The organism is Halorhodospira halochloris (assembly GCF_002356555.2).
Taxonomy (GTDB): Bacteria; Pseudomonadota; Gammaproteobacteria; order Nitrococcales; family Halorhodospiraceae; genus Halorhodospira; species Halorhodospira halochloris.
On sequence record NZ_AP017372.2, the window covers coordinates 1,978,074 to 1,991,550 of the forward strand.

Consider the following 13,477-nt stretch of genomic DNA (forward strand, 5'->3'; position numbering starts at 1 on the left):
GTCGGATACTAACACGAAGATGATGAGGATAGCAGCGGGGAAAATCTGCAGCAGGAGGTTAGGATTTTATATTGAGCAGGGTGCCGAGGGTATCATCAACCGCCCTGACAACCCTCACACCGGCATAACCCTGCTGCTCGTAGGCGAACGACTTGACCGTCGCCGTTTCCATCTCTTCCGAACGCTCATCTGCACGGGAGGCCTCGCGGGCTACCTGAGCTGCGGTCCGCGTAAGCCCCTCGTCGGCACGATGGATTATCTGCATCCCCGGCTGATTGAATGTTGTAATATCCATGGATACACCCCGCCTAGGTTGCAGGATCCATACTCGGATACTACCTCAATCAATCATCATACAAAACCCCTTCGCGCACATACGACCCAGGAGCATCCTCAATCGGCTTGTACTTGGTTGAGCCTACCTTGCGGGCCTTGACTTCGGCGCCACCGTGTTCCGCCAACCACTCGCCCCAGTCGTTCCACCACGAGCCCTCGTGAGGAGTGGCCCCAGACAGCCACTGCTCTTGGTCGACGGTCTTATCGGTATTGGTCCAGTAGCCGTACTTATTCTTGTGCGGTGGATTGATCACCCCGGCTATGTGCCCGGAGCCGCCCAGCACATACTTGGTCGGCCCGGACAGCAGACGCGGTCCGCGGATGGTGCTTTTCCACGGCGCGATATGATCCTCGCGCGCCGACATAAAGTAGGCGGGGATCTCAATGCGCGCCAAGTCGATCGGCTCACCAGCCAGCTCGATGCCACCCGGCTCCTTGAGCAGGTTGCGCTGATACATATTGCGCAAATAGAAGCTGTGCATCTTTGCTGGCATGTTGGTCGAATCAGAGTTCCAGTAGAGCAGATCGAAAGGAAACGGCTCGTCGCCTTTGAGGTAATTGTTGACGAAGAACGACCAAATCAAGTCATTGGCACGCAGCATGTTGAAGGTGGTAGACATCTGCCGACCATCCAGATAACCCTTTATGTCCATCCGCCGCTCGAGGGTTTCGAGCTGATCGTCATCTATGAATACCTCCAACTCACCGGGATACTCAAAATCGAGCAGACAGGTCAGGAAGGTAGCCGCCTTGACCCGCTGATCGCCTTTCGCGGCCAGATAAGCCAGGGTGCAGGCAGTCAGTGTCCCACCCAGACAGTAGCCGACGACGTTTATCTCATTACTGCCGGTAATCGACTCGACCAAGTCGAGGGCCTCTATGGGCCCTTCCAGCATATAGTTCTCAAAGCGTTTCTCGGCCAGGCTCTCGTCGGGATTTTTCCAGGAGATAATAAAGACTGTATGGCCCTGGTTAACCAGCCAGGAAACCATTGATTTATCTTGGCTGAGGTCCATGATGTAGTACTTATTGATCCAAGCGGGCACCAATAACAGCGGCCGTGCATGGACCTTTTCAGTATTCGGCTGATATTGAATCAACTGCATCAGTTCGTTCTGATAAACGACCTTGCCTGGGGTAGTGGCGAGGTTTTTACCGACCTCGAAGGCATCGTAGTCGGTCATCTTGATATCCAGCCGACCGCGTCCCCGCTTCAGATCGTCGAGCAGGTTGTTCAGCCCTTGGAGAAGGTTCTGGCCGCCGGTCTCTGCCGTCTTTTCCAGCACTTCCGGATTGGTGACGGCGAAGTTGGAGGGCGCCATGGCATCGATAAAGGCGCGGGTGTAGAAGTCGACCTTCTTCTTGGTCTTGTCGTCCAGCCCCTCAACTTCACTGACCACAGTATGCAGATAGTCTGATGTCAGCAGATAAGTCTGCTTGATATAATCGAAGACTGGATGGTCTTCCCAGTGCTGGTGTTTAAAACGCCTATCACCTTTATCCGGCTGCGCTACCGGGTCTGGGTTTGCCCCCCACATACGCAGGGTCATATTCTGCATCAAGCTCATGTAATCGGCCCAAAAGGCCATCTGCGCTTCGACGAGCCGAGCAGGATCAGCCATCATGCGAGTGCTCAGCTGTTGAAAGAGCTGCCCCATCTGAGCTGCATCTTCCATCGGAACATGCTGTGCGGACTGCTCCTGGCGCAGGAATTCACTGACCACCTCCTGACTTTTGGCGGTGATCTCCTGCAAAGTGCGCGTCATTTCTTCATAATCAGGAGCGGATGGCTGATTTGAGCTCTGCTCAGTCATTGCTTTACCTCAACTAGGCAAATCGTAGTGATTGTAACCGTGGAAAATAATGTATCTCGCCGACGCAGACGATAGCAGGATAGACACTGGCTTGCTAGGCGTACGGGCAGCAAGCGCCGAAAAAAGAGATTTGGCAGCTCAATGGGCGGGTCAGCTCGGGGCGCGGTTACTGACTGGCAGGCCCGACGATCACGGCGTTGCGCTAATCGCCGATCAACCTGCAGGGCTTGAGCTAATAACCACACAGGGGCGCCCTAAGCCGGTAACGGTCGACTTTACCGCAGCGCAAATCTTACGCCGGCTCAAGGGCATTGCAGTGCGCCGTGACCCTTTAGTTAAGGCAATCGGGCTGCATCGGCGCCGTGATCTGACGGTAGTCGACGCCACCGCCGGGCTAGGCCGCGACGGACTGGTGCTGGCGTGGCTAGGGGCTGAGGTAAGGTGGATCGAATCCAGCCCCACTCTAGCATTGATGCTCAATCAGGCCATCGAACTGGCCCGGGATTCGGCCCTTGGGGGGCAGGAAAGGCTAAGGGAAGCGGTTGATCGCCTAAAACTACTCTTCGGCCAGGCTGAATGTATCTTGCCCAGCCTCAGTCAGGCAGACGTCGTCTACCTCGACCCAATGTATCCACTCTCAAGCATGCGCGGCGGCGTCGGCAAAGAGGCCCAGACACTCCAGGCACTGATCGGCAAACCTAGCCCTAGCGACGAGGAGTTGCTGATCCGGCGAGCACTATCATGCGCGAAGCAGCGGGTAGCCGTTAAACGCCCACTCCGAGCCTCGCCCCTCGCCGGACACCGACCGATCCGGCATATAGCAGGGAAATCCATAAGATTCGACATCTACGAATAAGCACCTGCTATACGCCGCGAGCAACGGCCTATAACAAAGCCGTGGCAGTTTAGCGCTTGGAGAACTGGGTCGCGCGACGGGCCTTGTGGAGACCGATCTTCTTCCGCTCAACCATTCGCGCATCGCGAGTGACAAAGCCAGCGCGACGCAGCGGCGATTTCAGGTCCTCATCATAGTTGACCAGCGCACGAGCAATGCCGTGGCGAACCGCGCCAGCCTGACCACTGGAGCCGCCCCCGCGAACCGTCACCTTAATGTCGAATTTGTCTGTGGCATCGACGTGTTCCAGCGGCTGGCGGACTATCATCCGACCGGTCTCACGACCGAAGTATTCATCGAGGGGGCGCCCGTTGACGGTTATGCTGCCACTACCCGGGGTTAGGAAAACCCGTGCCTTGGAAGTCTTGCGGCGCCCAGTTCCGTAGTACTGCTGATTAGCCATTTCTGCTCTATCCTGATTCAGCTCAAATCTCGAGCGGTTGCGGCTGCTGAGCGTGATGCTGGTGCTCGCTGCCGGCGTAGACTTTAAGTTTCTTGGTCATCGCCCTACCCAGACGGTTCTTCGGCATCATGCCGCGCACTGCCTTTTCTACGATGCGCTCGGGATGCTGCTCACGCATCTCGCTTACAGTCCTGCGCTTCATGCCACCTGGGTACCCGGTGTGCCAAAAATAATGCTTGTCACTCTCTTTGCGACCGGTCAGTCTGACCTTGTCGGCATTAACTACCACAATGTAATCGCCGGTATCGACGTGAGGCGTATAAACCGCTTTGTGTTTACCGCGCAGGCGATAGGCTATCTCGCTGGCCAGACGCCCGAGTGTCTTATCGGTGGCGTCAACCAAATACCAGTCGCGCTGCACCTCTGCTGGTTTGGCGCTATATGTCTTCATTGCTAAGATCTCTCCCTTGAAGAGCGGGAATGTTAAACAACTCGGGCAATTTTATCAACAGCCGCACCCCGCCTGGTCACCATACAGTGATCAGCGGCGACCGGCGGGGAGGGTCTAGCTGAAGTGTACAACTAGACTTCCTGGTTGGCTGGCAGATTGCGCCCGGCAAATATCTCCATCATCTCGCGGCGCAGATTGCGACGAATCTGCTCGCGCTCTTCATCGCCGAGATCGGCGCTAGACTCACCGAATAGATAGTTGTCGAGATCAAACTCGCGCAGGATCATCTTGGTATGGAAGATGTTTTCCTGATAAACGTTAACGTCGAGAGTCTGATAGCGCTCCTTGGTATCCTCGGAGAGGTAGTTTTGGATCGAGTTGATCTCATGATCGATGAAGTGTTTACCACCTTCGATGTCCCGGGTAAAGCCGCGGACCCGATAATCCATGGTGACTATATCGGAATCGAAGGAGTGAATTAAGTAATTAAGCGCCGTCAACGGCGATATGACTCCACAAGTGGATACATCGATATCGGCACGAAAAGTGCTCACCCCTTTGTCAGGGTGCATCTCTGGGTAGGTATGCACCGTGATGTGGGACTTATCAAGGTGAGCGACCACATCTCCAGGTAGCGGCCCCGGTCGTGCCTCGGCACACTCTTCGGCCTCTTCGGCACTTACCGGACCTTCGGAGATAAGAATAGTAACGCTGGCACCCTGCGGATCGTAATCCTGGCGGGCAACATTGAGCACATTCGCCCCGATAATCTCAGCGACATTAGTCAGGATCTCGGTCAGGCGCTCAGCGTTGTACTCTTCATCAATATACTCAATATAATCACGCCGCTGTGCCTCAGTCTTGGCATAGCAGACGTCATATATATTGAAGCTCAGCGATTTGGTAAGGTTGTTGAACCCGTGTAGACGGATCCGGCTATAATCCACCAACGCCTATACCCTCTCTTTTTCGTCTGGTGGATGGCAATTGCTCCCCGGCGATGCGAAACGACCGCCACGGGAGGTGCAAATTATGCACATTTTGCGCAGAGTTGCTACCACCCTAACTGAAATATTTCTCGACCGGAACTTGTTCAGGCCTGAGGATCAGTCTTACTGCCTGAACATTTTCAATTATAACAATTATTTGGGATCTTTTGCAGTAGGGAACATTTAACACCCCCCGGCCACTCAACTGACCCGGCATGGTGGTCTTGGCGCCGGGGATGGCGCCAGGAAACCTCCAGGGATGGATTAACGGCGCCCTCCACACCGCGACCATTGAGTAGTGGGCCGGGGAGGTTTTAGAGGCGCCCAGTAGACAAATCGGCGAATAGCTCGACTAGCTTTTGGCCAGGGCTAGGTGCGCTCATGAATGCCTCGCCGACCAGGAAGCTATGCACTCCCGCAGCGCGTATCCGGGCCACATCGGAGCTAGTGTGGATACCACTTTCGGTTACAGTTAAGGCCGACTCCGGCACCCGAGGCGCCAAGCCTTCTGTGGTCGCAAGGTCGGTGGTAAAGGTGTGCAGATCACGATTATTGATGCCGATAAGGCCGGGGCCAAAGGCAGCTACCCTCTCCAGCTCCTCAGCATCGTGCACCTCTATCAATACATCGAGCCCCAACTCCAGGGCCAGGGCATGCAACTCGGCCAGCTGTGCATCACCGAGAGCCGCAGCAATCAGCAAGATGCAGTCGGCACCCAATACCCGTGCCTCATAGACCTGGTAGGTATCAATGGTGAAATCCTTGCGCAGTACCGGCAGCTGCACGGCGTTGCGGGCGGCCTGAAGGTGGCTGTCATCGCCACCAAAGAAATCTTTGTCGGTTAAAACCGAAAGGCAGGCAGCGCCCGAGTTCGCGTAGTCGCTAGCAATAGCATCCGGGTCGTAGTCGGCGCGGATAACCCCCTTGCTCGGCGAGGCACGCTTTAGCTCGGCGATCACCGCCGGTTGCCCGGCATCCAGCCGCTCGGCTAGCGCCTCCCAAAAACCACGAGTAGGCGGCAAATCTTCCACCTGAGCGGCAAGCTCACGCAGCGAACGTCGCTCGGCCCGCTCAATTACTTCCTCGGCCTTACGGCGCAGAATCCGCCGCAGGATATCCGGCGTTGCCGACAACTCATCACTCATCCAGCCAACTCCCGGGTTTTTTCCACAAAGCTGTGCAGTTTTGCGGCAGCCGCACCAGAACCCATCAGATCTTTGGCGTGATCAACCCCAGCCTGCAAACTGTCGACTCCCCCGGCGGCATATATGGCTGCACCTGAATTTAGGGCGATTAGTTCAGCTGCCGCGCTACTCTCACCTGAGAAGGCGGAGGTGATTAGCCGCAGACTATCCTCGGCGCCGGCAACCTGGACTTCACTGAGCGGAGCCTCACGTATCCCCAGCTCTTGCGGGGTAATCTTATATTCACGAATATCGCCGTCGACGAGCTCGGCAACAAGACTCGGCGAGGCTATGCTCAGCTCATCCAAGCCATCTTCTGCATGAACCACCAAGACCCTTTCACTGCCCAGCTCACGCAGCACTTCGGCAATCGGTCGCACCCACTGCGGGGCATAGACGCCGAGCAGCTGACGCCGCGCACCGGCCGGATTGGTCAGTGGCCCGAGGACGTTAAACAGGGTTCTGACCCCCATCTCCCGGCGCGGCCCCACAGCGTGCTTCATCGCCCCGTGGTGGAGAGGGGCGAACATAAAGGCCACGCCGACCTGCTCAATGCAGCGTGACAGGGCAGCACAATCGAGATCCAGGCTGGCTCCGGCCGCCTCGAGAACATCGGCGCTGCCGCTGCGCCCGGAGACCGAACGATTGCCGTGCTTGGCAACCGGCACACCCGCCGCCGCGGCGACAAAGGCAGCGGCAGTCGACACATTCAAGGTACCGCTAGCATCACCGCCGGTCCCGCATGTATCGAGAACGCCCTCTAAACCAACCTCTACTCGCTCGGCAAGCTCGCGCATAACCGCCGCCGCCGCAGCTATCTCGGCTACGGTCTCACCCTTCATGCGCAAGCCGATGAGAAAGCCGCCGATCTGTGCCGGCGTTGCCCCGCCGCTCATGATAGTGCCCATTACCTCTGTCATCTCGGCACTGCTCAGATCCTGCCTTTCGGTTACGCGGCGAATAGCGGATTGCATGTCCATAGCTAGAACCCTTTGTTGAGGAAGTTGGCCAGTAGCTCATGGCCATTAGCGGTCAATATCGACTCAGGATGGAACTGCACGCCTTCGACCGGCAGCTCGCGATGGCGCACGCCCATAATCTCGTCTATCGAACCTTGAGGGCCTTCGGTCCAGGCCGTCACCTCTAGTACTTCCGGCAGCGTATCACGCTCCACCACCAAGGAGTGGTAGCGTGTCGCTTCCAATGGCTCAGGCAGCCCGCGAAAGACTCCTTGACCGCGGTGACGCACCGGTGAGGTCTTGCCGTGCATTACCTGGCGGGCTCGCACTACCTTACCGCCGAAGACCTGGCCAATGGTTTGATGGCCGAGACAAACCCCCAAGATCGGCACCTCGGCGGCCATCTCGTGAACCAGCTCCAGCGAGACGCCGGCCTCGTTAGGGGTGCAAGGCCCGGGTGATATTACTATGCGCTCCGGGCGCAGACGACGAACCTCGCTAACATTGACTTCATCGTTACGCACCACCTCGACCCGTGCCCCTAACTCACCTAGATACTGCACCAAGTTCCAGGTGAACGAGTCGTAATTGTCTATCATCAGGATCATAGACCTTCCTCGGCCATTTCAACGGCCCGCATCAGCGCCCTACCTTTGTTCAGGGTCTCCTTCCATTCGAGTTCGGCGAGGGAGTCGATTACCACCCCACCGCCGGCCTGAACATATACGCGCTCATCCTTGACTAGCGCAGTACGAATGGCAATTGCAGTGTCCATGTTGCCCGACCAGGAGAGATAACCCACTGCACCAGCATAGACCCCGCGCTTGGCCGGCTCGACCTCGTCGATGATCTCCATGGCCCGAATCTTGGGCGCCCCGCTGACAGTGCCAGCCGGGAAGGTGGCGCGCAGGACATCCATCGCCCCCAGCCCAGGTCGTAACCGGCCGACAACATTGGATACGATATGCATAACCTGCGAGTAACGCTCCACCACCATCCGTTCGGTCAGGCGTACGGTCCCGGTTTCGGCAACACGGCCAACATCATTACGCCCTAGGTCGATAAGCATTACGTGCTCGGCTATCTCTTTAGGGTCGGAGACCAGTTCCTCCTCGAGTTCACGGTCGCGCTGCTCGGTCGCCCCCCGCTTGCGGGTACCGGCGATGGGCCGGACCGTGACTTCACCCTCTTCCAGGCGCACTAATATCTCCGGGGATGAGCCGACAATCTGAAAATTGCCGCAATCGAGAAAATACATATAAGGCGATGGATTGGTGCAGCGCAGGGCACGGTAAAGATCTAGCGGCTCGGCGTGAAAGGGTTTGGAGATACGCTGCGAGGGCACTACCTGCATCACATCACCAGCGGCAATATAGTCGCGAATCTTCTCGACCGCCTGTTCGTAACCGAGCTCAGTAAAATTCGACTGCGCTTCGCTGCGTGTCGTGCCGCCATGGCCTTGAGCCTGTTTGCGCTGGCGCGGGAGCGGCTTATCAAGCTGGTGGGATAACTCCTCAAGGCGCCCAAGTGCTGACTCGTACGCAGCCTCTTGGCGGGGATCGCAATGTACGACCAGATAGAGGCGTCCAGCAAGGTTGTCGAATACGACCACCTCATCGGCCTCAACCAGGTATATATCCGGTAGACCCAGCTCATCAGGGGGCTGCGAGTTGGCTAGCCGCGGCTCGACATAGCGAACCGTATCGTAACCAAAGTAACCCACCAACCCGCCAAGGAAGCGGGGCATTTGCGGAAATCCGGAGGGCGGAGCGGCACGATGCCGATACTGTAATTCCTCGATCCAGGCGAGCGGATCGGCTGCCTCGGTTTGCTCAATAAGCTCACCATCACGGCGCAACTCGATTTGGCGGCCATAGACACAAACTTCGTTACGAGCAGGCAGGCCAATTATCGAATAGCGCCCCCATTTCTCTCCCCCCTCGACAGACTCGAGCAGGAATGAACGCGGACCGCTAGCCAGCTTCAAATAGGTTGATAATGGCGTCTCGAAATCAGCTAGTACTTCCCGAATCAGCGGTATGCGAGTGTAGCCCGCCTCGGCCAGGCTATTAAATTCGTTCTCTTTCATCTCCTCAGACCGCCTCCCGCATCAGTTCCGGCAACTCGCGCAGGTTATCCAGCACCATATCCGCACCGAGCTGCTCTACTGCAATCCCGCGCCGATAGCCGTAGGAAACACAAATCACTGGCACACCCGCCGCGCGTGCTGCAGCCACATCAGTGGCCGAATCACCGACCATAACCGTTTGGTCGATGTCTACGCCTAACCTGCTTGCAGCCAGATGGAGAGGTTGCGGATCAGGCTTGCGGGCTGGGGCGCAATCACCTCCGACAACTACCTTGATCGCTTGGCCTAAGCCCATATGCTCAATGATAGGCTGGGCGAAACGGTACGGCTTGTTGGTCACCACCGCTACTGCCACGCCCATGCCATGTAACGCCCGAACCGCCTCTATGGCCCCTGGGTAGGGCTGACTATCAACATAGAGACGCTCAGCATAAAGCTCATAGAAGCGCTCCAGGGCAGAGTCCCACTCCTGGGCCGGGGGGTCATCATCCATCGTTGCGGTCAGCGCACGCGCTATCAGGCGTCTAGCACCATTGCCGACCCAGTTGCGCAGCGCAGCCAACTCAACAGGATCGGAGCCGCGCTCACGGAGCATAGAATTGACTGCAAAACACAAGTCTGGGGCGCTATCTACTAGCGTCCCATCTAGGTCGAATAGAAACGCTTGAGGCTGGATTTTGAACATGGATCCTTGCTTGACTCAAAAGCCGTCAGCTTACCCGCTGCGCGCCGGGCACCGCAAGGCTCCATGAGCAGTGCTAACCAGGATAGGCAGGAAATACTCGGCTAGCAAAGCTCTTGCACCGCCCCATCTCAGGCGAGGAGCGGCTTATCGTAGGCTATTGGCAGTTCTGAGACATCCTCAAAGGTGATCTCTTCCCAGGCGTGCTGATTTTCCAGCAGCTTGCGCAGCAAGCGATTGTTGAGAGCATGCCCGGATTTGTGGCCGTGGAAAGAACCGATTAGGCTGCTGCCAAGGAGGTAGAGGTCGCCTATCGCATCGAGGATCTTGTGCTTGACGAATTCATCGCGATAGCGCAAACCGTCCTCGTTGAGCACTCGATATTCATCAACCACTATGGCGTTATCAAGACTACCGCCCAGGGCCAGACGTGAGGCACGCAGTGCCTCGATCTCCTTCATGAAACCAAAGGTCCGTGCCCTGCTAACCTCTTTGACGAAGGATGTTGAAGAGAAATCGACTACCGCCCGAGCAAACTCCCTGAGGAAGACCGGGTGGTCGAAGTCGATAGTGAAACTGACCTTAAAGCCCTCAAAGGGCTCGAAGGCGACCCACTTATCGCCATCCACCACCTGCACAGGCTCGAGGATGCGCACGAAACGCTTAGGGGCATCCTGCTCCTTCAACCCTGCTGAACGGATCAGGAAGACGAAAGGAGCCGCGCTGCCGTCCATGATAGGCACTTCCGCAGCGGAGAGATCGACATAGCAGTTATCGATGCCTAAGCCGGCGAGTGCGGAGAGCAGGTGCTCGACGGTGGCGATCCTTACCCCGTCCTGGACCAGGCATGTCGACAACCGTGTATCACCCACTGCTGCTGCAGTCGCCCTCACCTCAAAGTCGAGGTCGGTGCGGCGAAACACTATGCCCGTATTGGCCGGCGCCGGACGCAGGACGAGATAAACTTTCTCACCTGTATGCAGTCCCACACCGGTCGCACGTATGCTGTTTTTGAGTGTACGTTGTCGCATCATGCCTGCTAGGCCCCCCGCTCATGTTGCAAGATCAGCCCCGCCGCTAGCGGGGCAACTAGCCCCGTCCGGATTTACCGGGCGGAACCCGCCTCATTATGCTTATCGGCAAGAGGCTTTGTAATTTTAGTGTAAAATTACCTCAAATGTATACTGCATTGCACAATTTTCTTCTCTCAATCCGCTTGGCGACGCAAAAATGCTGGAATATCAAGATATTCCATATCGCTTTCGGGATCAGCGTCGGTTCCTTTTTCATTGGCAGCCTTCTGCCTTATGACGGTTGGGCGGTCAAGCTGAGCGTAATCAACCTCACCACTCGGCTTACGAGTAGAGGACGCATCCCTCGCCGCCGGTTCGGCAACCGTCCGCGGCACACTGCCGAGGCCGGTCGCGACGACCGTTACCCGCAGCTCGTTTTCGAGTTCGGGGTCGATCACAGCACCGACAACAACCGTTGCCTCATCTGCAGCATATTCCCGTACGGCATTACCGACCTCATCAAATTCGCCGATCGAGAGGTTATAGCCGCCGGTTACATTGACCAGAATGCCGTTGGCGCCGGCTAGGTTGAAGTCTTCCAAGAGCGGACAAGCGATGGCCCGATCCGCCGCTTCTCGTGCACGGCCTTCACCCGAGGCCACACCGTTGCCCATTACCGCCATACCCATCTGGGTCATTACTGTGCGCACGTCGGCGAAGTCAACATTAATGAGGCCGGGCCGGGTTATTAGCTCAGCAATCCCCCTAACCGCACCAAGTAGCACATCATTGGCCGACTTGAAGGCATCCAGCAGGGTCAGATTTTTACCCAATACCGGCAGCAGGCGCTCATTCGGAATGGTTATAAGTGAGTCGACATTCTGCTCCAGCTCTTTGATGCCCTCCTCGGCAATGCTCATGCGTTTACCGCCCTCAAAGGGGAACGGCTTGGTCACCACAGCCACTGCCAAAACGCCCATTTCGCGAGCCACTTCGGCCACTACCGGAGCGGCCCCTGTGCCAGTACCGCCACCCATTCCGGCGGTAATAAAGACCATATCACCCCCTTGCATTACCTCCTGGATACGGCCACGCGACTCTTCTGCCGCATCTCGGCCAGTCTGCGGATCGGCACCTGCTCCTAACCCCTTGGTTATCCCCGAACCGAGCTGCACGGTTGAACCCGCCGAGGTGTTGGCAAGGGCTTGGGCATCGGTATTGGCGTAGATGAAATCGACTCCACTGATATCCGCCGTGACCATGTGCTGAACAGCGTTGCCGCCGCCACCACCTACGCCTATGACCTTGATTACCGCATTTTGATTCTCTGTATCCATCAGTTCAAACATGGTTGCTTCTCCTCAATCTTAACGTATATATAGAATTTTTCAAATTTCAATATGTCTGTTCTTGGCTGCCCGCTATAAATTGCCTTTAAACCAGCTCTTCATCCGACCCCATAACGCACTGCCTGTTGCCTCGCTGGAAAATAGCTGGGATATCTCTGACCCGCGATTACGCGCCCCGAACGCAAGTAACCCCACTCCTGTTGAGTAAACGGGGTTGCGCACCACGTCGGAGAGACCGGTTACATGCTTGGGCACGCCGATACGTACCGGCAAATGGAAGACCTCTTCGGCCAAATCGCTTACCCCTTCCATTTTCGAACTGCCACCGGTCAGCACTATGCCCGCAGGGATCAGGTCTTCGAAGCCGCTCTTGCGCAGTTCCGCCTGCACGAGGGCTAGCAGCTCTTCGTAGCGCGGCTCTACTACCGAGGCCAAAGATTGCCGCGATAAACGCCGCGGTGGCCGATCGCCGACGGAAGGCACCTCGATGCTCTCTTCCGGGTTGGCGAGCTGGGACAGCGCGCAGGCGTATTTGACCTTGATATCCTCGGCATGATGGGTAGGAGTCCGCAGCGCCACCGCTATGTCGTTGGTAACCTGATGGCCCGCTATAGGGATAACCGCAGTGTGGCGGATAGCTCCGCCAGTAAAGATAGCGATATCGGTCGTACCGCCGCCGATATCTACCAGGCAAACACCTAGCTCCTTCTCATCGTCACTTAGCACCGCGTGGCTAGCCGCTAACTGTTGCAAGACTATGTCGTCCACCTCCAGCGCACAGCGATGCACACACTTGGTGATATTCTCAGCAGCTGAAACCGCGCCAGTAACCATGTGAACGCGCGCCTCCAGGCGGACACCGGACATACCGAGCGGCTCACGGATCCCCTCCTGACTGTCGATGACAAATTCCTGCGGGATAACGTGGATAATCTGCTGATCTGCCGGTATGGCCACCGCCTTAGCGCCATCAAGAACACGCTCCAGATCAGCGTGACGAACTTCCTTATCACGTATTGCCACCATGCCGTGCGAGTTGAGGCTACGAATATGGCTACCGGAGATGCCCACGAAGACCGAATGGATCTCACACCCAGCCATCAGCTCTGCCTCTTCCACTGCACGCTGAATTGATTGCACAGTGGAGTCTATATTTACTACTACCCCCTTTTTCAGGCCATGCGATGGGTGGCTCCCCACGCCTATCACCTCAATAGAGCCATCATCTTTTGTCTCACCGACTATGGCTACTACTTTTGAAGTGCCTATATCGAGCCCTACCAGGAGGTTGTCTTCTGTTTTCCTGACCATGT

Annotated in this window: 14 protein-coding genes; 1 reads left to right on the plus strand and 13 read right to left on the minus strand. The window is 56.7% G+C overall.

Annotated features, from left to right (window positions below):
- Window positions 1–58: 58 nt before the first annotated feature.
- Together HH1059_RS09030 and HH1059_RS09035 are read right to left on the minus strand one after the other, a co-directional pair.
- Window positions 59–295, minus strand: a complete 237-nt coding sequence (locus HH1059_RS09030) for a hypothetical protein (protein WP_096409848.1) — start codon at window positions 293–295, stop codon at window positions 59–61.
- Window positions 296–344: 49 nt separating this feature from the next.
- The gene (locus tag HH1059_RS09035; protein WP_096409849.1) at window positions 345–2,150 is read right to left on the minus strand and encodes a PHA/PHB synthase family protein; all 1,806 of its coding nucleotides are present in this window, start codon (window positions 2,148–2,150) and stop codon (window positions 345–347) included.
- Between the two features lie 49 nt (window positions 2,151–2,199).
- Here HH1059_RS09035 and HH1059_RS09040 point away from each other — a divergent pair, with 49 nt between their 5' ends.
- Complete coding sequence (locus tag HH1059_RS09040; protein WP_096409850.1) at window positions 2,200–3,006, plus strand: class I SAM-dependent methyltransferase; 807 nt, start codon at window positions 2,200–2,202, stop codon at window positions 3,004–3,006.
- A 49-nt stretch (window positions 3,007–3,055) separates the two neighbouring features.
- Here HH1059_RS09040 and rpsI read toward each other — a convergent pair whose 3' ends face one another.
- The 11 genes from rpsI to ftsA form a co-directional block, all read right to left on the minus strand.
- A complete protein-coding gene (gene rpsI / locus HH1059_RS09045) occupies window positions 3,056–3,448 on the minus strand; it encodes a 30S ribosomal protein S9 (RefSeq protein ID WP_096409851.1) in 393 nt (130 codons plus the stop codon).
- Window positions 3,449–3,470: 22 nt separating this feature from the next.
- Window positions 3,471–3,899 (minus strand): 50S ribosomal protein L13, encoded by a 429-nt coding sequence (gene rplM / locus HH1059_RS09050; protein WP_096409852.1) that lies wholly within the window; start codon window positions 3,897–3,899, stop codon window positions 3,471–3,473.
- A 131-nt stretch (window positions 3,900–4,030) separates the two neighbouring features.
- Entirely contained in the window at window positions 4,031–4,849 is an 819-nt protein-coding gene (gene speD, locus HH1059_RS09055) for an adenosylmethionine decarboxylase (protein ID WP_096409853.1), read from the minus strand.
- Window positions 4,850–5,202: 353 nt separating this feature from the next.
- The gene (gene trpC, locus HH1059_RS09060; protein ID WP_170113005.1) at window positions 5,203–6,033 is read right to left on the minus strand and encodes an indole-3-glycerol phosphate synthase TrpC; all 831 of its coding nucleotides are present in this window, start codon (window positions 6,031–6,033) and stop codon (window positions 5,203–5,205) included.
- The gene (gene trpD, locus HH1059_RS09065) at window positions 6,030–7,052 is read right to left on the minus strand and encodes an anthranilate phosphoribosyltransferase (RefSeq protein ID WP_096409854.1); all 1,023 of its coding nucleotides are present in this window, start codon (window positions 7,050–7,052) and stop codon (window positions 6,030–6,032) included. Before trpD ends, trpC begins: the two co-directional genes overlap by 4 nt.
- Window positions 7,053–7,054: 2 nt before the next feature.
- Window positions 7,055–7,639, minus strand: a complete 585-nt coding sequence (locus HH1059_RS09070) for an anthranilate synthase component II (protein WP_096409855.1) — start codon at window positions 7,637–7,639, stop codon at window positions 7,055–7,057.
- Entirely contained in the window at window positions 7,636–9,120 is a 1,485-nt protein-coding gene (gene trpE, locus HH1059_RS09075; RefSeq protein ID WP_096409856.1) for an anthranilate synthase component I, read from the minus strand. Before trpE ends, HH1059_RS09070 begins: the two co-directional genes overlap by 4 nt.
- A 4-nt stretch (window positions 9,121–9,124) precedes the next feature.
- Window positions 9,125–9,805 carry a phosphoglycolate phosphatase gene (locus HH1059_RS09080; RefSeq protein ID WP_096409857.1) on the minus strand — a complete coding sequence of 227 codons (681 nt, stop codon included), beginning with the start codon at window positions 9,803–9,805 and terminating at the stop codon, window positions 9,125–9,127.
- Window positions 9,806–9,933: 128 nt separating this feature from the next.
- The gene (lpxC, locus tag HH1059_RS09085) at window positions 9,934–10,836 is read right to left on the minus strand and encodes a UDP-3-O-acyl-N-acetylglucosamine deacetylase (RefSeq protein ID WP_096409858.1); all 903 of its coding nucleotides are present in this window, start codon (window positions 10,834–10,836) and stop codon (window positions 9,934–9,936) included.
- A gap of 173 nt (window positions 10,837–11,009) precedes the next feature.
- On the minus strand, window positions 11,010–12,164 hold the full coding sequence (gene ftsZ / locus HH1059_RS09090) for a cell division protein FtsZ (RefSeq protein ID WP_096409859.1): 1,155 nt from the start codon (window positions 12,162–12,164) through the stop codon (window positions 11,010–11,012).
- Window positions 12,165–12,236: 72 nt separating this feature from the next.
- Complete coding sequence (ftsA, locus tag HH1059_RS09095) at window positions 12,237–13,475, minus strand: cell division protein FtsA (protein WP_096409860.1); 1,239 nt, start codon at window positions 13,473–13,475, stop codon at window positions 12,237–12,239.
- Window positions 13,476–13,477 lie beyond the last annotated feature (2 nt).

What these genes read in the sequence shown, in the direction of transcription:
- ftsZ (WP_096409859.1), bottom strand. Translation starts at nt 12,164, where the DNA reads ATGTTTGAACTGATGGATACAGAGAATCAAAATGCGGTAATCAAGGTC.
- HH1059_RS09070 (WP_096409855.1), bottom strand. Translation starts at nt 7,639, where the DNA reads ATGATCCTGATGATAGACAATTACGACTCGTTCACCTGGAACTTGGTG.
- lpxC (WP_096409858.1), bottom strand. Translation starts at nt 10,836, where the DNA reads ATGATGCGACAACGTACACTCAAAAACAGCATACGTGCGACCGGTGTG.
- HH1059_RS09030 (WP_096409848.1), bottom strand. Translation starts at nt 295, where the DNA reads ATGGATATTACAACATTCAATCAGCCGGGGATGCAGATAATCCATCGT.
- HH1059_RS09080 (WP_096409857.1), bottom strand. Translation starts at nt 9,805, where the DNA reads ATGTTCAAAATCCAGCCTCAAGCGTTTCTATTCGACCTAGATGGGACG.
- ftsA (WP_096409860.1), bottom strand. Translation starts at nt 13,475, where the DNA reads ATGGTCAGGAAAACAGAAGACAACCTCCTGGTAGGGCTCGATATAGGC.
- rpsI (WP_096409851.1), bottom strand. Translation starts at nt 3,448, where the DNA reads ATGGCTAATCAGCAGTACTACGGAACTGGGCGCCGCAAGACTTCCAAG.
- HH1059_RS09035 (WP_096409849.1), bottom strand. Translation starts at nt 2,150, where the DNA reads ATGACTGAGCAGAGCTCAAATCAGCCATCCGCTCCTGATTATGAAGAA.
- HH1059_RS09040 (WP_096409850.1), top strand. Translation starts at nt 2,200, where the DNA reads ATGTATCTCGCCGACGCAGACGATAGCAGGATAGACACTGGCTTGCTA.
- trpD (WP_096409854.1), bottom strand. Translation starts at nt 7,052, where the DNA reads ATGGACATGCAATCCGCTATTCGCCGCGTAACCGAAAGGCAGGATCTG.
- rplM (WP_096409852.1), bottom strand. Translation starts at nt 3,899, where the DNA reads ATGAAGACATATAGCGCCAAACCAGCAGAGGTGCAGCGCGACTGGTAT.
- trpE (WP_096409856.1), bottom strand. Translation starts at nt 9,120, where the DNA reads ATGAAAGAGAACGAATTTAATAGCCTGGCCGAGGCGGGCTACACTCGC.
- trpC (WP_170113005.1), bottom strand. Translation starts at nt 6,033, where the DNA reads ATGAGTGATGAGTTGTCGGCAACGCCGGATATCCTGCGGCGGATTCTG.